General features: G+C 72.9%; 19 protein-coding genes. 2 read left to right on the top strand and 17 right to left on the bottom strand.

Features of this window, described 5'->3' with window-relative positions:
* Nucleotides 1–29 precede the first annotated feature (29 nt).
* Entirely contained in the window at nucleotides 30–872 is an 843-nt protein-coding gene (locus tag ASC58_RS07460; RefSeq protein WP_056918890.1) for a DUF427 domain-containing protein, read from the top strand.
* 97 nt (nucleotides 873–969) lie between these two features.
* Nucleotides 970–1,806, top strand: a complete 837-nt coding sequence (locus ASC58_RS07455; protein WP_056914223.1) for an alpha/beta fold hydrolase — start codon at nucleotides 970–972, stop codon at nucleotides 1,804–1,806.
* A gap of 75 nt (nucleotides 1,807–1,881) precedes the next feature.
* Here ASC58_RS07455 and aspS read toward each other — a convergent pair whose 3' ends face one another.
* The 17 genes from aspS to ASC58_RS21580 form a co-directional block, all read right to left on the bottom strand.
* A complete protein-coding gene (aspS, locus tag ASC58_RS07450) occupies nucleotides 1,882–3,705 on the bottom strand; it encodes an aspartate--tRNA ligase (protein WP_056918889.1) in 1,824 nt (607 codons plus the stop codon).
* Nucleotides 3,706–3,814: 109 nt separating this feature from the next.
* A complete protein-coding gene (locus ASC58_RS07445; RefSeq protein ID WP_056918888.1) occupies nucleotides 3,815–4,225 on the bottom strand; it encodes a YchJ family protein in 411 nt (136 codons plus the stop codon).
* A 1-nt stretch (nucleotide 4,226) separates the two neighbouring features.
* Nucleotides 4,227–4,886: an NUDIX hydrolase gene (locus ASC58_RS07440; RefSeq protein WP_056914220.1), complete on the bottom strand. Its 660-nt coding sequence runs from the start codon at nucleotides 4,884–4,886 to the stop codon at nucleotides 4,227–4,229.
* Entirely contained in the window at nucleotides 4,883–6,595 is a 1,713-nt protein-coding gene (locus ASC58_RS07435) for a CTP synthase (RefSeq protein ID WP_056914219.1), read from the bottom strand. Before ASC58_RS07435 ends, ASC58_RS07440 begins: the two co-directional genes overlap by 4 nt.
* An 11-nt stretch (nucleotides 6,596–6,606) precedes the next feature.
* Nucleotides 6,607–7,716 (bottom strand): glycosyltransferase family 4 protein, encoded by a 1,110-nt coding sequence (locus ASC58_RS07430; RefSeq protein WP_235529138.1) that lies wholly within the window; start codon nucleotides 7,714–7,716, stop codon nucleotides 6,607–6,609.
* Complete coding sequence (gene murJ / locus ASC58_RS07425; RefSeq protein ID WP_056914217.1) at nucleotides 7,713–9,428, bottom strand: murein biosynthesis integral membrane protein MurJ; 1,716 nt, start codon at nucleotides 9,426–9,428, stop codon at nucleotides 7,713–7,715. The genes ASC58_RS07430 and murJ overlap by 4 nt, the downstream gene beginning before the upstream one ends.
* Nucleotides 9,425–10,255 (bottom strand): hypothetical protein, encoded by an 831-nt coding sequence (locus ASC58_RS07420; RefSeq protein ID WP_056918887.1) that lies wholly within the window; start codon nucleotides 10,253–10,255, stop codon nucleotides 9,425–9,427. The genes murJ and ASC58_RS07420 overlap by 4 nt, the downstream gene beginning before the upstream one ends.
* An 8-nt stretch (nucleotides 10,256–10,263) precedes the next feature.
* The gene (locus tag ASC58_RS07415; protein ID WP_056914215.1) at nucleotides 10,264–11,202 is read right to left on the bottom strand and encodes a copper transporter; all 939 of its coding nucleotides are present in this window, start codon (nucleotides 11,200–11,202) and stop codon (nucleotides 10,264–10,266) included.
* The gene (steA, locus tag ASC58_RS07410) at nucleotides 11,199–12,383 is read right to left on the bottom strand and encodes a putative cytokinetic ring protein SteA (protein WP_056918886.1); all 1,185 of its coding nucleotides are present in this window, start codon (nucleotides 12,381–12,383) and stop codon (nucleotides 11,199–11,201) included. The genes ASC58_RS07415 and steA overlap by 4 nt, the downstream gene beginning before the upstream one ends.
* Before the next feature lie 84 nt (nucleotides 12,384–12,467).
* Nucleotides 12,468–14,189 carry a DNA repair protein RecN gene (gene recN / locus ASC58_RS07405; RefSeq protein WP_056918885.1) on the bottom strand — a complete coding sequence of 574 codons (1,722 nt, stop codon included), beginning with the start codon at nucleotides 14,187–14,189 and terminating at the stop codon, nucleotides 12,468–12,470.
* 61 nt (nucleotides 14,190–14,250) lie between these two features.
* The gene (locus ASC58_RS07400; RefSeq protein ID WP_056918884.1) at nucleotides 14,251–14,970 is read right to left on the bottom strand and encodes a VOC family protein; all 720 of its coding nucleotides are present in this window, start codon (nucleotides 14,968–14,970) and stop codon (nucleotides 14,251–14,253) included.
* Between the two features lie 9 nt (nucleotides 14,971–14,979).
* Nucleotides 14,980–15,933, bottom strand: a complete 954-nt coding sequence (locus ASC58_RS07395) for an NAD kinase (RefSeq protein WP_056918883.1) — start codon at nucleotides 15,931–15,933, stop codon at nucleotides 14,980–14,982.
* Nucleotides 15,930–16,745, bottom strand: coding sequence for a TlyA family RNA methyltransferase (locus tag ASC58_RS07390; protein WP_056914210.1), 816 nt, complete (start codon nucleotides 16,743–16,745; stop codon nucleotides 15,930–15,932). Before ASC58_RS07390 ends, ASC58_RS07395 begins: the two co-directional genes overlap by 4 nt.
* Nucleotides 16,742–17,032, bottom strand: a complete 291-nt coding sequence (locus ASC58_RS07385; RefSeq protein ID WP_056918882.1) for a hypothetical protein — start codon at nucleotides 17,030–17,032, stop codon at nucleotides 16,742–16,744. The genes ASC58_RS07390 and ASC58_RS07385 overlap by 4 nt, the downstream gene beginning before the upstream one ends.
* Nucleotides 17,029–17,754, bottom strand: a complete 726-nt coding sequence (locus tag ASC58_RS21360; protein ID WP_200947762.1) for a hypothetical protein — start codon at nucleotides 17,752–17,754, stop codon at nucleotides 17,029–17,031. The genes ASC58_RS07385 and ASC58_RS21360 overlap by 4 nt, the downstream gene beginning before the upstream one ends.
* Before the next feature lie 49 nt (nucleotides 17,755–17,803).
* Complete coding sequence (locus tag ASC58_RS07375; protein ID WP_056914208.1) at nucleotides 17,804–18,817, bottom strand: HAD-IIA family hydrolase; 1,014 nt, start codon at nucleotides 18,815–18,817, stop codon at nucleotides 17,804–17,806.
* A complete protein-coding gene (locus ASC58_RS21580; RefSeq protein ID WP_235529137.1) occupies nucleotides 18,818–20,146 on the bottom strand; it encodes a lipopolysaccharide assembly protein LapB in 1,329 nt (442 codons plus the stop codon). It lies immediately after the preceding gene.
* Nucleotides 20,147–20,377: the final 231 nt, after the last annotated feature.

Here is a 20,377-nt window from a genome sequence, read left to right as displayed (position 1 = left end):
ACCCGGTCCCGGGCGAGGATCGTGGACCCATGGCACTCGACCTGCACGACCAGTGGTTCCGCGGCCTGTCCGAGCTGCGCCTCACCCGCACCACGAAGCGGCTGCGCGCCTCCCGGCACGGTCACCTCCTCGTCGACACGACCGATGCCCTGCTGGTGTGGGAGCCGCGCCGGGTGGTCCCGGAGTATGCCGTGCCGCCGGACGCCTTCGCAGCCAACGGGATCGAGCTGGTGGACCTCCCCCGTCGTGAGCTCCCCGACGGGCTGCCCCCGGTCCTCGGCCCGCTGCACTTCGAGCTGCACACGTGCCCGGGAACCCCGGTGGCCGTGCGGGAGGGAGCACCCGACGACGATGCCGGTGGGCTCGTCGAGGTGGGCTTCCGCCCCGACGACCCGGACCTGGGTGGTCGTGTCGTCCTCGACTTCGCCCTGTTCGACTGGGTGGAGGAGGACCAACCGGTCATGGGCCACGCGCACGACCCGTGGAAGCGGATCGACGTGCTGCGCAGCGACCGGCACGTCGTGGTCAGCTTGGCTGGGACGGTGCTCGCAGAGTCCCGCAGGGCCCTCGCCGTCTACGAGACCGCCCTGCCGACCCGCTGGTACCTGCCCGTCGACGACGTCCGGATGGACCTCCTCACGCCGTCGCAGACGCACACCGTCTGTGCCTACAAGGGGCGGGCGAGCTACCTCGGCACCGGGGACGACGTCGGCGCGGACATCGCGTGGTTCTACCCCGACCCGCTCGACGACGCCGTCCGACTGCAGGACCACGTCGCGTTCTGGTCCGAGCGCTGCGAGGTGCTCGTCGACGGCGAGCGCCTCACCGGTGGGATGCCGGACGCCGAGCGCCCGGCAGCCGGCAGCCTGTGACGGCAGCCCCACGGGTGCGGGAGGTCCGCAGATCTGCAGAGACCCCGGGATGTGCTTAGGGTCGAATGGTCCAGCATTCGATTGAAAGGTGAACCACATGCCCACCGTCAAGGGATCCTCCGGCCTGCTGTCCAAGGACGTCGAGCTGCACTACGAGGACACCGGCGGCACCGGCCGCCCCGTCGTGCTGATCCACGGCTGGCCGCTCAGCGGCAGGTCCTGGGCCGACCAGGTGCCCGCGCTCACCGAGGCCGGCTACCGCGTGGTGACGTACGACCGCCGCGGTTTCGGCGAGTCCGACAAGCCCGAGAAGGGCTACGACTACGACACCTTCGCGGACGACCTCAAGGCGGTCGTCGAGGAGCTGGACCTGCGTGATGCCTCGCTCGTGGGGTTCTCGATGGGTGGCGGCGAGGTCGCCCGCTACATCGGCAGGCACGGCACCGACCGGGTGCACAGCGCCGTCTTCGCCTCAGCCATCCCGCCGTTCCTGCTCAAGAGCGACGACCACCCCGACGGTGGCCTCGACAAGGACACCGTGGCCGGCATGCAGGACGACCTGCGCAAGGACCCGCCGGCGTTCTTCGACGGCTTCACCACCGGGTTCTTCAGCGCCGGTGACGAGCTCAAGGTGAGCGAGGCCCAGCGCCAGGAGGCACTGGGCCTGGCTGCCCAGGCCGACCCCGAGGCCGCCGCCCAGTGCATCGCCGCCTGGGTCGAGGACTTCCGCGACGACCTCGCCAAGGTGGACGTGCCGACGCTGGTCATCCATGGCGACAGCGACGGCACGGTGCCGTTCGAGGTCTCCGGGCAGCGGACCCACGACGCGGTCGCGGGCAGCGAGCTGCACGTCGTCAAGGACGGCCCGCACGGCATCAACGTCTCCCACAAGGACGAGTTCAACAGCGCACTGCTGACCTTCCTCGCGAAGTAGCCAGCACCTCGGGGCACGACGAAGGGCGGGGACCGTGTGGTCCCCGCCCTTCGTCGTGCCCCGAGCGGGCTCGGATCAGCTGGTGGCGGAGGTCGCCGCCTCGGCGCCCTGGGCAGCGGGGGCGGCCGGCTTGGCGTCCACGCCGGCCTCCTTGCGCTGCTCCGGGGTGATCGGCGCCGGCGCGGCGGTGAGCGGGTCGTAGCCGCCACCGGACTTCGGGAAGGCGATCACGTCGCGGATCGAGTCGGTTCCTGCGAGCAGGGTGACGACGCGGTCCCAGCCGAAGGCGATGCCGCCGTGCGGCGGGGCGCCGAAGGCGAAGGCGTCGAGGAGGAAGCCGAACTTCTCCTGCGCCTCCTCCTCCGACAGGCCCATGACCTTGAAGACCCGCTCCTGCACGTCGCGGCGGTGGATACGGATCGACCCGCCACCGATCTCGTTGCCGTTGCAGACCATGTCGTAGGCGTACGCCAGGGCAGGGCCGGGGTCGGTGTCGAAGGTGTCGAGGAACTCGGCCTTGGGCGAGGTGAAGGCGTGGTGCACCGCGGTCCAGGCGCCTCCACCGACGGCGACGTCACCGGCGGCGACGGCCTCGGAGGTCGGCTCGAACAGCGGGGCGTCGAGCACCCACAGGAACGACCAGGCGTCCTCGTCGATGAGGTCGCAGCGCTTGCCGATCTCGAGGCGGGCCGCGCCGAGGAGCGCCCGGGACGCCTTGGTCGTGCCCGCGCCGAAGAAGACGCAGTCACCGGGCTTCGCGCCCACGTGGGCGGCCAGCCCGTCGCGCTCGGCGTCGGTGAGGTTCTTGGCCACCGGACCGCCGAGCGTGCCGTCCTCCTGGACGAGCACGTAGGCCAGACCCTTGGCGCCGCGGCTCTTGGCCCAGTCCTGCCAGGCGTCGAGCTGCTTGCGCGGCTGCGAGGCGCCCCCGGGCATGACCACGGCCCCGACGTACTCCGCCTGGAAGACCCTGAAGGGGGTGTCCTTGAAGTACTCGGTGCACTCGACGAGCTCGTTGCCGAACCGCAGGTCGGGCTTGTCCGAGCCGAACCGGCGCATCGCGTCGGCATAGGTCATCTGCAGGAACGGCGTCTGCAGCTCCACGCCGATCAGCTTCCACACCTCGCGCACGATCTCCTCACCGAGCTCGAGCACGTCGGACTGCTCGACGAACGACATCTCGATGTCGAGCTGGGTGAACTCCGGCTGGCGGTCGGCGCGGAAGTCCTCGTCGCGGTAGCAGCGGGCGATCTGGTAGTAGCGCTCCATACCGGCGACCATGAGCAGCTGCTTGAACAGCTGCGGGCTCTGCGGCAGGGCGTACCAGGAACCGGGCGCGAGGCGTGCGGGCACGAGGAAGTCGCGGGCACCCTCGGGGGTGGACCGCGTCAGCGTCGGGGTCTCGATCTCGACGAAGTCGCGGGCACCGAGCACCGAGCGGGCCGCGGCGTTGACCTTGGACCGCAGGCGGACCGCGGCCCCGGCCGACGAGGCACCCGGGCGACGCAGGTCGAGGTAGCGGTGCTTGAGGCGGGCCTCCTCGCCGACGGTGACGCGCTCGTCGATCTGGAACGGCAGCGGCGCGGAGGCGTTGAGCACCTCGATCTCGCCGGCGATGACCTCGATCTCGCCGGTGGGCAGGTCGGCGTTGGCGTTGCCCTCGGGACGGGTCCGCACCTCGCCGACGACACGCACGCAGTACTCGTTGCGCAGGTCGTGGGCGCCACCCTGCTCGAGCACCTCGTCACGGACGACCACCTGCGCGACGCCACTGGCGTCCCTCAGATCGAGGAACGCGACTCCGCCGTGATCGCGCCGACGGGCGACCCAGCCCGTGAGCGTGACGGTCTGGCCGGAGTGGTCGGCACGCAACGTGCCGGCCTCGTGGGTGCGAAGCACAGGAGATCCTTCGAGGTCGGGGACAGGAACGCTCTGACGAGCCCGCCCATCCTACGGACCGAGCCGCAACCCCCACGAATCGGTTTCCGCCTCCCCGGCGGACGACTCGTCAGTCGCGGACGACACCGTCGAGGTAGACCCACCGGCCGGCCCGACGGACGAACCTGCTGCGCTCGTGCAGGGGCCCGTCCACGTGCGTCGCGACGAACTCGACCTCTCCGGTCCCGTCGTCCTCCCCACCGCCGACGACGTCGAGCACCTCGAGCCGCAACCAGCCGGGGTCGGGAGCGACCTCGAGCGGGTCCGGGCGGTGGCGGGGGTGCCAGGTCCGCACGAGGTATGGCGCGTCGCCACGCACGTACGCGGCATACCGGCTGCGCATGAGCTGCTCGGCCGTGGTGGCCACGGACTCGCCGGCGTGGAGCGGGCCGCAGCAGGTGGCATAGGGCTCACCGGTGCCGCAGGGGCAGTCACCGGCGGCAGTGACCCCCGACGCACCGACACCGAACGTGCCGGCCACGTCAGGAGCCGGCAGGGTCGCGGTGCGCCGGGTGGCTGGGCCAGGGCGCGTCGACGGGGCGCAGCGTCGTCCACCCCTGGTCGCGGGAGGCGAGGGCGGCCAGGGCGGCGATGCCCATGGTCGCGTTGTGCAGCTGACCGGCCAGGAACGCGTCGCGCACCTGCTCGAGCGGCACCCAGCGCAGCGGCATGCCGAGCTCCTCGCCGTCGCGGTCGTGCCGCTCGTCGTGGGGCACCGCGGAAAGGTCACGGGCGAGGTAGATGCGCAGGGCCTCGTCGAGCCCTCCGGGCGAGCTGACGTAGTCGGCCAGCACGTGCCAGGTGGCGGCGACGAGGTCGGCCTCCTCGTGCAGCTCGCGGGCGGCCCCGACGTGCGGCGGTTCCCCGTCGACGTCGAGCAGCCCGGCCGGGATCTCCCACTCGAACGCCCGGATCGGGTGGCGGTACTGCTGGATCAGGCACAGCCGCCCCTGCTCGTCGACGGCGGCGACCGCGACGGCCCCGGGGTGGCGCACGAACTCGCGCGTCACCTCACCGGCCGCGCCGAGGTCGACCGTCTCGCTGACGACGTCCCACACGCGTCCCTCGAAGACCGTCGAGGAGGCCACCACCGGGCGCGCCTCGAACCGGTCGGCCAGCGACTCGAGCGGGGACCCGCTCACGCCGTGGCCGTCGCGTCGGCAGTCGCCCGCGGGCGCTCGACCTCGACCAGCCGGGCAGCGCGCTGCGCGTTGATCGCGGCCTCGACGAGACCGGCGAACAACGGGTGGGCGCGGTGCGGGCGGGACTTGAACTCCGGGTGCGCCTGGGTCGAGACGTAATAGGGGTGCACCTCGCGCGGCAGCTCGACGAACTCGACGAGGTTGCCGTCCGGGGACAGGCCGGAGAACACCAGACCGGCCTCCTCGAGCTCCTTGCGGTACCCGTTGTTGACCTCGTAGCGGTGCCGGTGGCGCTCGTCCACGGCCACGGCGCCATACGCCTCGGCGATGACCGAGCCCTCGGCGAGCTTGGCGGGGTAGGCACCCAGGCGCATCGTGCCGCCCAGGTCGCCGGCACCCTCGACGAACGCCTTCTGCTCCTCCATGGTCGCGATGACCGGGGCCGGGGTCTGCGGGTCGAACTCCGTGGAGCTCGCACCCTCGATCCCGGCGACGTTGCGCGCGTACTCGATGACCATGCACTGCAGGCCCAGGCAGATGCCGAGCGTCGGCACCTGCTTCTCGCGGGCCCAGCGCAGGGCGCCGAGCTTGCCCTCGATGCCGCGGACGCCGAAGCCGCCGGGCACGAGCACCGCGTCGACGCCGCCCAGGGCACGCTGCGCGCCGGCCTCGGTCTGGCACTCGTCGCTGGCGACCCAGCGGATGTGGACCTTCGCGTCGTTCTGGAAGCCACCGGCACGCATGGCCTCGGTGACCGACAGGTACGCGTCGGGCAGGTCGATGTACTTGCCGACCAGGGCGATCTCGACGGTGTGCTCGGGGCTGTGCACCCGGCGCAGGAGCTCGTCCCAGTCGTGCCAGTCGACGTCCCGGAAGTTCAGGCCCAGGCGACGGATGACGTACGCGTCGAGGCCCTCCTTGTGCAGCACCTTCGGGATGTCGTAGATGCTCGGGGCGTCGACGGCAGCGGCGCAGGCCTCGGTGTCGACGTCGCACATGAGCGAGATCTTGCGCTTGATGCCGTCGGGGATCTCACGGTCGGCACGGAGCACGAGCCCGTCGGGCTGGATGCCGACCTGGCGCAGGGCTGCGACGGAGTGCTGCGTCGGCTTGGTCTTGAGCTCACCGCTGGGGGCGAGGTAGGGGACCAGCGAGACGTGGAGGAAGAAGACGTTGTCGCGGCCCACGTCGTGGCGGACCTGGCGCGCGGCCTCCAGGAATGGCAGCGACTCGATGTCGCCGACGGTGCCGCCGATCTCGGTGATGATGATGTCCGGCGCCTCGGACTGCGGGACGCCGGGGCTGCCGGCGGCCTGCGCCCGCATGCGTTCCTTGATCTCGTTGGTGATGTGCGGGATGACCTGGACGGTGTCGCCGAGGTACTCCCCGCGACGCTCCTTGGCGATCACCTGGTTGTAGATCTGGCCCGTCGTGACGTTGGCGCTGCCCACGAGGTTGCTGTCGAGGAACCGCTCGTAGTGCCCCACGTCGAGGTCCGTCTCGGCCCCGTCGTCGGTCACGAAGACCTCGCCGTGCTGGAACGGGTTCATCGTCCCGGGGTCCACGTTGAGGTACGGATCGAGCTTCTGCATCGTGACGCGTAGACCACGCGACCGCAGAAGAAGGCCGAGGCTCGACGCCGTCAGACCCTTGCCCAATGAGGAGGCAACGCCCCCGGTTACGAAGATGTGTTTCGTCTGCTCCACCACGGGATTCAAGCCTACGTCATCCCGGGCAGGCCTGAGTACCACTCGCGCCAGCGACGCGCGGTCGCGAGCCCGTCGTCCCAGGATGTGGCGCGCTCCCGCCCCTGCTGGGAGAGCCTCCCGCGCCGCTCGCCGTCCCCGAGGATCTCGTCGACGGCGGCCGCGAACCCGGGCGCGTCGCCGACCGGGACGAGCACACCGGCACCCTCCACCACGTCGTGCAGTCCGCCGGTGTCGCTGGCCACCACGGGCACACCGGCGGCCATCGCCTCCTGGACCACGAGCGCCCGCGCCTCCCACCGGCTCGGCAGGACGAACACCTCGGCGGCCCGCAGCCACGGTGTCGGGTCCGCGACCGCGCCGACGAAGTGCACCGGGGCGCCGTCGTCGGCCGCGCGCCGCCGCAGCTCGGACAGCAGCGCGTCGTCGCCGTCACCGACGACGACCCACGCCACGGGCGCGGCCACCAGGCCGGCCGCCTCGACGAGCACGTCGAGGTTCTTCTGGGGTGCGATGCGCGAGATCGTGAGCACGAGCGCGCCCGGTCCGGGTATGCCGTGGGCCTCCAACAGCGCGTCGGCCGCGGCCCGGCGTGCGGCCACGTCGGCGAGCGGCGCCGCCACGAGGGCCGGGACCCGTGGGGACGGCACCGGCGCCAGCCGCGCGCCCTGCGCCCCGTACGCGGCGGCTTCCTCGACCAGGTCGCTCGAGGCGCCGGTGACGAGGGCCGAGCGCCGGGCGACGAGCGACTGCAGGACGGTCGAGATCACCCTCCGGGGGCCCCGGGCGCCGAGCACGGCGTTGTGCTGGCTGACGACCACGGGGGTGCCCGTGCCGGTCGCCGCCAGGACGGCGAGCAGTCCTGCCTGGTGGCCGTGCGCGTGCACGACGTCGGACGTCCGCGCCAGCCCGTGCAGCCGCCACAGCGACCGGACCGCCGAGGGGAGGCCACCCGCGCGCGACGGCCACCAGCGCAGCGCCCCGGGCAGCTCGAACCGGTCGGCCGTGAGGTCGTCGGTGACGAAGACCACCTCGTCGCCCATGGCCCGCAGGTGCGTCGCGAGGTCGACGGCGTGCAGGCCGATGCCCCCGGTGGAGCGACCGACCACCATGGCCACCCTCACGCGGCGCTCCCCCGCCGACGGCTGCGGCCCCGGTCGCGCAGGGTCTTGACGGTGCTCCGGTCGGCCACCGCCATGACGAGCAGGTAGGTCCCGAGGGTGGTCAGGGCCACGACGAACCCGCTGCCCAGCGCGCTCCAGAGGGAGGTGGCGGGGATCGCCCGGCTGACCACGTCGCCGATGGCCAGCGCGACGGCGACGGCGACGACGGCAGTGCCCAGCGTCCGGCCGCTGCCGTGGGTGGCCTCGGCGCCCCAGGCCCGGCGCACGAGCACGCCGAGCAGGACGGCCGAGACGGTCATGCCGACCGACGACGAGACCCCCAGGATGCCCAGCGTGGTTCCGGCACCCGAACCCTCCGGCAGCAGGCCCAGCGGCAGGAGCGCGGAGATCGCCCACCCGGCGGCCACGGCCGCGGCGGCGAGCGACGGACGCCCCCGGACGTACAGCGCCCGTGTCAGGAGGGCTGCGACGCCGAAGCCCAGGAGGCCAGGGGCATACGCCGACAGCGTCCCCGGCAGGGCCGCGAGAGCCACGCCACCGCCGGCGCGGGCACCGCGGTCGAGGTGGTCGAAGAACACCCCGACCGCCGGGGCCACGGTCATGAGGACGGCTGCTGCACCGGCGGTCAGCAGGATGATGCCCTGCAGCGCCCTCGCGAGGGTGTCGCGGGACGCCGTTCCCGCGAAGCCGGCCGACTCCTCGGCCGCGGTGTGGGCCAGCGCCGGGAAGGCCGACGTCGCGATCGGGACGGCCAGCACGGCATACGGGAGCAGGTAGACGGCCTGGGCGTAGGTGTAGACGTTGACCGTGCCCACCACGTCGGTCCGGTGGTGGGTGATCCACAGGACCGTCAGGACGGAGGCCTGCTGGGCGATGAGCGCCACCACCCCGGCGCCCGCGAGCGAGCGGGCCCGGCGGGCCAGCCCGTCGGGGAAGGTCAGGGTGGGGCGCAGGTGCACCCCCGACCTCAGCACGGGGACGAGCAGCGGGAGGCTCAGGACGACCACCCCGAGGGTGGTGCCGCCGGCGAGGGCCCAGACCGCCGGGTCCGGGACGTCGGACGGCGAGGTGGCGTGGTCGACCATGACCGCATAGGCGATGTAGGCCCCGATCACGACGAGGCTCGACAGGAGCGGCGCCAGGGCTGCGGCGAAGAACCTGCGTCGCGCCTGGAGGACGCCGGACAGGACGATCCCCACGCCGTAGAGCAGGACCTGGGGGGCGAAGAGGACGAGCATGTGCGAGCCGAGCGCGACGTCGCCGGAGGTCGCGCCGGCCCCGAGCAGTGCTCGGCTCAGCCAGGGGGCGAGCACACCGAGCAGCAGGCTCAATGGCGCAAGGACCACGACGGCCCAGCCGAGCAGTGCCGACGCGGTGCGGTCGGCCTCCTCGGTGCGACCCAGCCCCAGCTGGCCGGCGATGAGTGGCACGGCCACCGCCGCGAGGACCCCGCCGGCTGCCACCTCGTAGACGACGTTGGGGAGGATGTTGATGGTCTGGTAGATGTCGCCGACCTCGGTGGTGCCGACACCCTTGGAGAAGACCAGGGTGCGGCCGAAACCCACCACGCGGGCTGCCAAGGTGACGAGGGCGATCACCCCCGCGGCCTTCGCGACGGACAGCCCGACCGACCGGGCGTTCGAGCGTTCTTCCGGGCGATCGTCGGAGCGGGCGTCCGAGCGGTCGGCGGAACCGGGCGCGGCGGAGGTCACCGGCGGCCCAGGGCGTCGAGGTCGCGCAGGACGGGGGTCGACTCGATCACGGAGGTGAAGGACACCTTCTCCGAGGCGAGGGTCAGCGCGGTCAGGGCCGCGAGGGCCGCGAGCCGGCCCCGGCGCCCGGTCGACTGGACCAGCGCCGTGCCGAGCAGGGCGCCCGCGCTGTTGGCCCCGGTGTCACCGAGCATGGCCTCGCCGGCCAGGTCGGGCTTCAGCAGCCCCGAGGCTGCACCCGCGGCCGCGGCGGCCGCAGAGGCCCCGCGTGGACGCGTCGCCGCGAGGGCACCCCAGAGCAGGGTCACCTTGAGCGCGCGCCCGGGGCGCAGGTCCAGCAGGTTGAGGAGGTTCGCCGAACCCGCGACGACGGCCCCACCCACGAGGGTGTCGACGACCGTCGGTGCCACGGAGCCGGGGCCGAGCCTGCGCGCGCGGCGGTCGACGAGGGCGGCCGAGGCCAGCCCGGTCAGCCCCAGCCCGAGGATCTTCACCGCGCCGGTGGTCACCTCGCCGCGGGCCAGGGCACCCAGGTGGCCCTTGAAGCCCTTGCTCGACGAGTCGCCCACGAGGTCGTCGAGCGCACCGAGGCCGGCCGCCGCCGTGGCCGCGACCACCGGCCCGGGCCCCCCGCCGGCGAGGGCTGCCGCGCAGGCCGCACCGGCGGCATACGCGGGGCCCTCGAGGAGGGTCACCGTTCCACCCGCGTGGTTGGTGCGGTCCCACCGGTCCGCGCCACCGGGCGGCACCACCCGCAGCAGGGCCAGCGCGCCGGCGGACACGACGCCGGCGACCGCACCGGTCACCAGGGGGTGCAGCGCACGCACGGCAGGGCCTACTTCGTCGCCAGCTGCGGGAAGGCCGCGGTGGCGTCGCCGGCCAGCCCGTATGCCCCGGCCTTGCCCGCCTCCTGCTCGAGGATGCCGAACACCACGCTCGCCTGGCCCATCGGCAGTTCGCCGTCGTCGACGGTGGACAGCACGTCGGACAGGTCGTTGTCGTCGCGCACCGCGGTCACCACCGAGGAGACGCCCGTGGCGCCCGGGGTGCTGGTCGTGCTGGTCAGGACGGCACCGGCGCCGGCCGCGTCCATCGCGACCGAGAGCTGGGCGAGGGCGGTGGTCCGGGCCGTGCGCGCTGCCGAGTCCGACCCGGTGACCGGTCCGGAGACGACGACGGCGACGCTGGCGGGGGTGACGGCGTCGGAGCTGTACTTGATGAGGTCACCCGTGCGCATCACCTCGAGCGCTGCCGCGGCACCGGTCGAGGCCGAACCCGCCTTGGTGAGGACCGAACGCGCGAGCACGGTGTCGATCACGTTGCCCTGGGCGTCCAGCGGCACACCGACCTGGCTCGCGAGCTGCTGGCCGAGGCTGGCGCGGAACGACGCCTTGTCGGGGTCGACCCACGCGTCCTGGACCTGGATCGAGGAGCCGATCTTGGCCCCGGCAGCCGTCAGCGTCTCGGTCGTCGACTTCACGAGGCCGGCGTCCGCACCCGGCAGGACGATCACGGCGACCGTCGTGTCGGTGAGGCGGCTCGCGAGCAGGCTGCGGTTGCTCGCGGTCGTGAACTCGTCCCGCGCCTTGGTGCCGCGGTCGGCCGCGTCGAGCTGCGCCCGCAGGGTGGCCTTGTCGGCGCGCAGGTTCTTCACCTCGGACGTCAGGGTGTTGCCCAGGTCCTCCTTGAGGGGACCGGCACCGAGCACGATGCCCACGGCGAGTGCCAGGAAGATCGAGACGATGGAGACGAGGTGGTACCGGAAGTCGATCACGTGACAATTCCTACGACGAAGGACCACAGGTCGTCCCAGCGAGCGCCGAGGACCTGCAGGAGGGCGCGCCCACCCGTCGTCGACCAGAGCGCCGCGAACAGGGCACTCAGGCCGACGAGCAGCATGAACGTGAGGGTGAGGTTGGAGATGCGGGAGCGGTAGAGCCGGCTGACGCCCTTGGCGTCGACGAGCTTGCCACCCACCCGCAGCCGGGTGAGGAAGGTGCTGGCCATGCCGCTGCGACCCTTGTCGAGGAACTCGACGAGGGTGGCATGGGTTCCGACGGCGACGATGAGCTCGGCGCCCTTGTCGTCGGCGAGGAGCATGGCGACGTCCTCGCTGGTGCCGGTGGCCGGGAAGACGACGGGTTCGATCCCGAGGCGCCGGACGCGCTCGAGGCCGGGGGCGTTGCCGTCGCGGTAGGCGTGGACGACCACCTCTGCACCGCACCGCAGCGTCGCGTCCGACACGGAGTCCATGTCGCCGACGATGAGGTCGGGCTTGAGGCCGACCTCGAGGAGCGCGTCGGCGCCGCCGTCGACACCGATGAGGACCGGGCGGTACTCGCGGATGTAGCTCCGCAGCGTCTGCAGGTCCTCCTTGTAGTGGTACCCGCGGACGACGATCAGCGCGTGCCGGCCGTCGATCTCGGTCGTGATGTCGGGGACCCCGACACCGTCGAGCAACAGGTCCCGCTCACGACGGAGGTACTCCATCGTGTTGGCGGCGAACGCCTCGAGCTGAACCGCGAGCCCGGCCCGCGCCTCGGTCATGGCGGCTGCGACGATCTCGTGGTCGAACGCCTGGCCGCTGGCCACGACCTGGTCGCCGAGCCACAGGTCGTCGCCGTCCAGCCGGACCTGCTGGCCGTCCTGGAGGTCGTGCATGACATCTGCACCGACGTTGTCCAGCAACGGGATCCCGGCATCGATGAGGATCTCGGGCCCGAGGTTCGGGTACCTCCCGGAGATCGACGGGGCGGCGTTGACGACGGCGGCCGGCTTGCAGGCCAGCAGCGCCTCGGCGCTCACTTTGTCGATGTCCTGGTGGTTGATCACGGCGATGTCGCCGGGACGCAACCGCTTGGTGAGGTTCTTGGTCCGGGCGTCGACGCGGGCCAGCCCACGGACCCCGGGGCTCTCGGGTTCGCGGGCTCGCTGGCGGGGAATCTTCAGGGGCATCGCGGCCATCCTCCCACGGCGGCAGCGCTGTTCAGCGCGCCCCACGCGGGGGTGGCGCCGGTCGACCGGGACGGGTCGGGCAGGTCAGGAGGCTGCGGCCGCGGTGCGCCGTGCGGACGTGCTGGCGACGAGCTCACGGGCGTGGTCCAGGGCCGCTTCGCTCTCGCCACCGGACATCATCCGGGCCAGCTCGCGCAACCGCTCGTCCCCTTCGAGGGCGTGGATCCCGCTCGACGTGATGTGCCCGTCGCTCGCCTTGCGCACCACGAGGTGCCGGTCCGCGTATGCCGCGACCTGCGGCAGGTGGGTGACGACGACGACCTGGGCGTGCTCGGCCAGGGCAGCGAGGCGCGCACCCACGTCGAGGGCGGCGGACCCGCCGACTCCTGCGTCGACCTCGTCGAACACGAACGTCGGGACGTCGGCACCACCGGCAGCGCCGGTGACGACCTCGAGGGCGAGCATGACGCGCGAGAGCTCACCACCCGACGCAGCCTTGGCCACCGTCCGCGCCGGGCTGCCGGGGTTGGCGGCGAGCAGGATCTCGACGTCGTCAGCGCCGTGCCGACCGAGCCCCGCAGTGCGCGGCGTGACGGCGACCTCGACGGTCGCCTGTCCCATGGCCAGGTGGGACAGCTCGGTCGTCACGGCCTTGGCCAGCCTCGCAGCGGCCTTGCTCCGCGCCCGGGTGAGGGCCGCCGCGGCGACCGTGCGCTCACGGTCGAGCTCGGCCACCCGTGGCTCGAGCTCGGAGATCCGGCTGTCGGAGCCGAGCAGCAGGTCCAGCCGCTGCGCCGCAGAGCGACCCCACTCCAGGGCGTCCTCGACGGTCTCCCCGTACTTGCGCGTCACCGCAGTGAGGTCGGCGCGCCGCTGCTGCACCCAGGCGAGGCGGGCGGGGTCGACGTCGACGTCGGTGAGGTACGAGCTCAGGTCGGCGGCCAGGTCCGCCACGAGGTAGCCGATGTCGGCGAGCCTGCGGTCGAGCTCGCGCAGGGCCGGGTCGTGCCCGACCTCACCGGTGAGGGCCTGGCGTGCGGCCGCGATCGTCTCGACCGCGCTGGGACTGGGCTCCGCGGCATACTCCTGGGCGCCACCGAGGTGGTCGTGCGCCAGGGCAGCAGCCGTCCGCAGACCCTCGGCGTGGCTGAGTCGCTCGTCCTCGATGCGCAGGTCGGCGTCCTCGCCGGGCCGCGGGTCGAGCTGTTCGAGCTGCTCGAGTCCGTGCTGGAGCACCTCGACCTCGCGGGCCCGGTCACGGGCCTGCTCGCGCAGGTGGGCGAGCTCCGCGCGGGCGGCTTCGTGCTCGTCGTGGAGCTCGGTGTAGCGGCCCAGCGCCTTGGCGACCGGGGCCCCTCCGAACTGGTCGAGCATGGCCCGGTGCTGGTCGCCGTGCCGCAGCCGCCACTGGTCGGCCTGGCCGTGGACCGCGACCAGGTGCTCCCCCACCTCGGCGAGGACGCCGACGGGGGCACTGCGCCCACCCACGTGGGCGCGCGACCGGCCCTCGGCCGACACCGAGCGGATGAGGACCAGTCCGTCACCGACCTCGGCACCGGCCTCGGCGGCACGCACCGACGCGGGATGGTCCGGCCCGACCTCGACCAGGCCCTCGACCACGGCAGACGCCGCCCCGGCGCGGACCAGGCCGGCGTCCGCGCGGGCACCGAGCAGCAGCCCGAGGCCGGTGACGACCATGGTCTTGCCGGCGCCGGTCTCACCCGTGAGGACGTTGAGCCCGGGGTGCAGGTCGAGCACGGCGTCGTCGATGACGCCGAGTCGCTGGATCCTCAGTTCCTGCAGCACGGGGCCACCCTCTCACGCGCCCACGACGCCACTGCGCCACGCGTCCCACGTCGCGTCGAGGTCACGACCGGGCAGGGAGGACGCAGAACTCGTTGCCGGAGGGGTCGGTGTAGCTGCGCCAGGGCAGGTCGCCCCAGCCGGGGTGCCACCGCCGCCCTCCCCGCTCGACGATCCGGGACTCGATCTCGTCGGGGTCCTCACCGGCCTCGAGGCGGACGTCGAGGTGCACCCGGTTCTTGCCGGGTCCCTTGGGCTCCGCTTCGGTGCACAGCTCGAGGAGCGGCCCGCGCAGCGACGGGTGGCGCAGGGTCTGCGGAGCCGCACCCGGCGCAGGGACCCAGCCGGTCAGCCAGGCCCAGAACTCCGCGTCCCGCCCGGGGTCGGCCGAGTCGAGCGGCAGCGCCGCGATGGGGCCGGTGTCGGCATACACCGAACGCTCCTCCATGACGCAGCAGGGATTGCCCTCCGGGTCGGCCAGCACGACCCACGGCACGTCCTGCTGCCCGATGTCGAGGTGGCGGGCGCCCAGCCCCAGCAGTCGCTCGACCTCGGCCGCCTGACGGTCGCCGCCGAGGAGGTCGAGGTGCAGCCGCAGCGGCTCCGACGGCGACTCGGGGACGCGCTGGAAGCACAGGTCGAGCACGGGGCCGCCATCGATGGTCAGGCGGGTCTCGAACCCGTCGGGCTCGTCGGTGAGGCGCTCCCCGCCCACCACGGCCTCCCAGAACCGCCCTGTGCGCTGGGGCTCGACGGCGTCGAAGACGAGATTCTCCAGGAACATGCGCCCACCCTAGGACTCGGAGGTGACGCCCCGCCCGGCGCGGGCGGCCTCCTCGCGACGGGCCTGACCGCGCCAACCGTGGATGTTCAGGTCGAACTTGGCCACGAGGCGGTCGGTGAACGGCGAGGTGCTGAGCCGGGCCAGGCGGACCGGCGTGTCGGACCGGACCACCTGGATCCGGGCTCCGGGCGGCAGGTCCACGGCGCGGCGGCCGTCGCACCACAGCGCACCGGTGCCGAGCGTGTCGGGCACCACCTCGAGCGCCAGGTGCGACTGGGGCCCGAGGACGAGCGGACGGGCGAACAGGGCGTGCGCACTGATCGGCACGAGCAGGAGGGCCTCGACGTCGGGCCACACGACCGGGCCACCGGCCGAGAAGGCGTAGGCCGTCGAGCCGGTCGGCGTCGCGACGACCACCCCGTCGCATCCCCAGGTCGTGAGCGGCCGGCCGTCGACCTCGGCCACGACCTCGAGCATGCGTTCGCGGTTGGCCTTCTCGACGGTCACCTCGTTGAGGGCCCAGCTGGAGTAGACGGGCGTCCCGTCGACGTGGGCGGTGACCTCCAGGGTCATCCGCTCCTCCACGGTGTAGGTACGGGCGACGATGTGCTCGACGGTCGAGCCGAGGTCCTCGCGCTCGGCCTCGGCGAGGAACCCCACGTGGCCGAGGTTCACACCGAGCAGCGGTGCGCCTGTGCCGCGGGACATCTCCGCCCCGCGCAGGATCGTGCCGTCGCCGCCGAGCACGCAGATCAGCTCGCAGCCCTCCGCGGGGTTGTCCGCCGTCGCGAGCCGAACGCCTGGGTGGTCGCCCAACCCGAGCAGCTGGGCCTCCTCCGGCTGCATGACGACCTCGATGCCCGCCGCGTGCAGCCGCTTCACCACGTCGATGGCGATGTCGTGGGCCTCCTGCCGGCGCGGGTGGGCGACGAGCAGGATCCGGCGCTGGTCTGCAGTGCTCACGGGGCTCCCTTCAGGCTCACCAGGTCTGCGGTCCTCACCAGAGCCTCCCATCCCAGGGATTCCTCGGCGCGCGGGGTCAGCCACAACAGGTACTCGGCGTTGCCCTCTCCCCCACGGATCGGGCTCTCGGCCAGGCCCTTCGGGTGCAGCCCTGCCTCGATAGCCGCTCGGGTCACCTCGGTCACCGCCCAGGCGCGGTCCCCCTGGCTGCGGACGATCCCGCCCTTGCCCAGGCGGGTCCGCCCCACCTCGAACTGCGGCTTGACCAGCACGAGGGCGTCCCCCGAGTCCTGGACGAGCGCACGGAAGGTCGCGAGGACCAGGGTCAGGGAGATGAAGCTGAGGTCGGCCACCAGGAGGTCGACCGGTCCACCGATGTCGGTGGGCTCCAGTCCTCGGACCGTCGTCCGGCTGCGCTCGGTGACCCGTGCGTCGTCCGCGAGCTCGGCGACGAGCTGTCCGTGCCCGACGTCCAACGCCACCACGTGCGCCGCCCCCTGGTGGAGCAGCACCTGGGTGAACCCACCCGTCGAGGCTCCGACGTCGAGGCACCGCTTGCCCGCCGCCGTCAGACCCTGCCCCCCGAACGCGTCGAAGGCCCCCACGAGCTTGTATGCCGCGCGGCTCACCCAGCCCGGCCCGGCCTCACGGACGTCGATGTCGTCGCCGGGGCGCACCGGGGTGGAGATCTTGGCTGCCTCGGTGCCGTTGACGTGGACGTCCCCGGCCTCGACGAGCGCCCGGGCATGGCCGCGCGACCGGGCCAGCCCGCGGCGGACGAGCTCGACGTCGAGCCGGGTGGTGTCGCTCACTCGCCGCCGAGGTGGGACAGCCGACCCTGGAGCGTCTGGTGCACCCGACGGCCGGCCTCGATCTGGGCGTCCAGGTCGTCCGCCGGGGCGTCCCGCAGGTCCTGCAGGGCGGAGTCGATGACGATGTCACCGGTGCCGTGCTCACCGAGGTCGGGAGCGTCGGTCTGCCCCGGTGCACCGGGTCCAGGTGCAGGCGGCGCGGGCGCACTGGGCGCGGGCGGGCCGGGGACCGGCGGACCCGGGACCGGGACCGGGGTCGGCGTGCTGGCAGGAGTGGGTTCGCTCACGAGGTCGCCTTCTTGGTCGCGGTCTTGCGGGTCGTGCTCTTCGTCGCCGTGGCCTTGCGGGCCGGCGCAGCCTTCGTCGCGGGAGCCGCCTTCCTGGCCGGCGCAGCCTTTGTCGCGGGAGCCGCCTTCGTCGTCGCAGCAGCCTTTGTCGCGGGAGCTGCCTTTGTGGCCGGCGCAGCCTTCTTCGCAGCAGCCTTCTTGGCCGGCGCAGCCTTCTTCGCAGCAGCCTTCTTGGCCGGCGCGGCCTTCTTCGCAGCAGCCTTCTTGGCCGAAGGCGTGGCGGGTGACGGCGTGCTGGTGGCAGGCGCTACGGGTCGGGCGGAGGTGGACACCGCACCGGACCTGCCCAGGCCTCCGCGGGAGGCACCGGCGACGGCCGAGGCGCCGGTGGTCACCACGAGGGCTCGCAGGTCTGCGAGCTCCTTGCTCACCCCGGCCAGGGCGGTCCGCGCCGCGTCGAGGTCGGCCACCCGTGCCACGTCGGCACGCTTGAGCGCCGTCTCCACCTCGCCCTGGATCAGGGCCACAAGGTTGGCGCGGTTGGACTTCGCCACGTCGAGCAGCTCCTCGGCCACGGTGGAGGCCTGGACGACCTTGCGGGTCACCTCATCTGCACCGGGTAGGGCCAGCAGGCCCTGGGCTGCCTCCATCGCCTTGGCCATGGTCAGCTCCCCCAGTCCGCTCGCGAGCTGGATGTAGCCGCGCAGTGACTCGAATGCCATGGGAGACCTCCTGGGTGGAGCGGCTGGACGCCGCTGCTGGTCGTTCACGCTACTGCCAGTCGTCGAGGTCCCGCACGAGACGTCGCACCGTCTCGGTGTCGAGGTCACCGTCGTCGAGCCCCTGGTGGAGCGCGGCGATCCCGGCCCGAGCCGCCTCCATCGCGGCCCCTTGGCTCGCCACCTCCCACCGACCGTCGACAACCCGTCGCCGGTCGTTCCCGCATACCCACCAGGAGTAGTCGGTCTCGGCGTCGTCGTACTCGTCCTGCAGTGACCGCAGGTCCTCGACGAGGTAGGTGGGTCGCAGCTGCCTGGGTGCCGTCGCGAGCGTGGTCACCGAGTCGACGCCCGTGAGCACCAGGACAGAGTCCATCCCCGCGCTGACCGCACCGGCGATGTCGGTGTCCAGACGGTCCCCGACGGCCAGCACCCGACGGACCTCGATCCCGAGGCGCCCGGCGCACAGGTGGTACAGCGGCGCCTCGGGCTTGCCGACCACGACGGGGTCCCGGTTCACCGCACGGCGAACGGCTGCCACGAGGGTGCCGTTGCCCGGGGCGGTGCCGCGGTGCGTCGGGAGGGTGCCATCGGTGTTGGTGGCCACCCACATGGCTCCGGCGGCCACGGCATACGCGGCCTCGGCGAGGTCGGCAGCGGTCACGTCGGGGCCGTAGCCCTGCAGCACGCCGGCCACCCGCTGGCCGGGGTCGTCGCGCACCTGGGCGGGCTGGAGGACACGGAACCCCTTGGCCTGCAACGCCTCCCGCACACCCACACCACCGACGGCGAGCACCCGCGCGCCGTGGGGCAGGTGGGCAGCGAGCTCCTCGGCACCGGCCTGCGAGCTGGTGGCCACGTCTCGGCCACTCGCGTGCAGACCGAGGTCGGTCAGGTGCGCCGCAACCTCCTCGGGAGGACGGGACGCGTTGTTCGTCGCGTAGACGATCGGCACGGTGAGGCCCGAGAGCGCGCCGACCGCGTGGTCGACGGCATCGGGGCCGCGGTAGACCACACCGTCGAGGTCACAGACGACCGCGGCGTACCGCTCGATCAGGCTCGCCACCTAGCGGACGTCCTCGTCGCGTCCACGGCCACCCTCGACCTCGGACCGGTCAGCACCGCGGTCACGGGGGTCGGAGACGTCGGTGTCGTCGTCCTCACCCTCGAGCAGGTCGGTGAGGATGACCCCGTCGAGCTCGGCCAGCCGCTCGGCGGCGTCGGTCTCGAGCTCGTGGTCGGCGTCGGCCGCGCGGGCGAACCACTCACGCGCGTCCTCCTCGCGACCCGTGGCGAGCAGCGTCTCGGCGTAGGCGTACGACAGGCGGGCGGCCCACGGCTTGCGGCTGGAACCCTTGAGCTGCGGGATCTCCAGGGCGAGACGGGCAGCATCGAGCTGACCCAGGTCACGGCGGATGCCGGAGATGACGATGGCCAGCTCGACCCGGTCCTCGACGGCCAGGGACCGCGCCTCGGGCGACATCGCGAGCTCCAGCGCGCGCTCCGGGCGGCCCAGGCCCCGCTCGCAGTCGACCATGAGGGCCAACATGTGCGAGGAGCCGCTGAGGCGGCGCGCCGTACGGAACTCGCTCAGGGCCCGCGCCCACTCCCCCTTGCGGTAGGCGACCAGTCCCAGCGCCTCGCGGGCGGCCGGCACCCGGCCGGCCCGCCGGACAGCGGTCTCGGCGTGGGCCTCGGCCCCGATGAAGTCGTCGATCTCGAGGAGCGCGGCAGCCATCACGAGGTGCTGGGCGACCCCCTCGGCGTTCTCCTTGCTCAGGGTGCGCAGCTGCACGTGGATGGAACGGTCGAGCTCCTTGCCCGTGACGCCTTCGGCGATGCGGGGTTCGGGGAGCTTGGGCTTCTTCGGAGCCAGGCGCGGCCCACCACGACGCTCGCTGTTGTCGAAGCTGCCGGCGTCACGGTCGTCCCGACGGCCCACGCCGCCGCGACGCTCGGAGCCACCCGGCGGGCGACCACCGGGACGGCCGCCGCCCGGACGTGCACCACCCTGGCCGCGGTAGCCGCCCTCGGAGCCACCACGCTCCGCACCCCGGTCGGACCCACCGGAGGGGCCACCGCGATAGCCGCCGCGGTCGGCACCACCGGAACCGCCCGAGGAACCACCGCGATAGCCGCCGCGGTCGGCACCACCGGAACCGCCGGAGGAACCACCGCGGTACCCACCGCGGTCAGCACCACCGGAACCGCCCGAGGAGCCGCCAGAGGATCCACCGCGATAGCCGCCGCGGTCAGAACCACCGGAGGAGCCACCGCGGTACCCACCGCCTGCGCCGCCCTGACCACCGCGCGAGCCTCCGGCGCCACCAGGACGTCCGCCGCCCGAGGATGGACGACGGCCCTGGCCGTCACGACCTGACTGGTTCTCGGACACGAAATGCTCCTCGCTGTGCAGTAATCGACTCGCAGTCTACGGACTCGTCCGGACCCGGGCACTCCCGGTGCCCCCTGGGCTGTGACTGCGATGAACGGTGTTCTCGTGTGCGGGTGCGCAAAGCACCGCAAAAGCCAAAAGGGCCTTCCCGTGTGGGAAGGCCCTTTTGAAAGTATGTCCGGCTGCGTCCTACTCTCCCACACCGTAACCAGTGCAGTACCATCGGCGCTG

It is taken from the genome of Phycicoccus sp. Root101 (assembly GCF_001426245.1).
Taxonomy (GTDB): Bacteria; Actinomycetota; Actinomycetes; order Actinomycetales; family Dermatophilaceae; genus Pedococcus.
This window is presented reverse-complemented; position numbering and strand designations above follow the sequence as displayed.

Bases quoted from the DNA above. Each gene is read 5' to 3' on its own strand.
- ASC58_RS07400 (WP_056918884.1), bottom strand. From the start codon at position 14,970: ATGTTCCTGGAGAATCTCGTCTTCGACGCCGTCGAGCCCCAGCGCACA.
- ASC58_RS07460 (WP_056918890.1), top strand. From the start codon at position 30: ATGGCACTCGACCTGCACGACCAGTGGTTCCGCGGCCTGTCCGAGCTG.
- ASC58_RS07455 (WP_056914223.1), top strand. From the start codon at position 970: ATGCCCACCGTCAAGGGATCCTCCGGCCTGCTGTCCAAGGACGTCGAG.
- steA (WP_056918886.1), bottom strand. From the start codon at position 12,383: ATGCCCCTGAAGATTCCCCGCCAGCGAGCCCGCGAACCCGAGAGCCCC.
- ASC58_RS21360 (WP_200947762.1), bottom strand. From the start codon at position 17,754: ATGGCATTCGAGTCACTGCGCGGCTACATCCAGCTCGCGAGCGGACTG.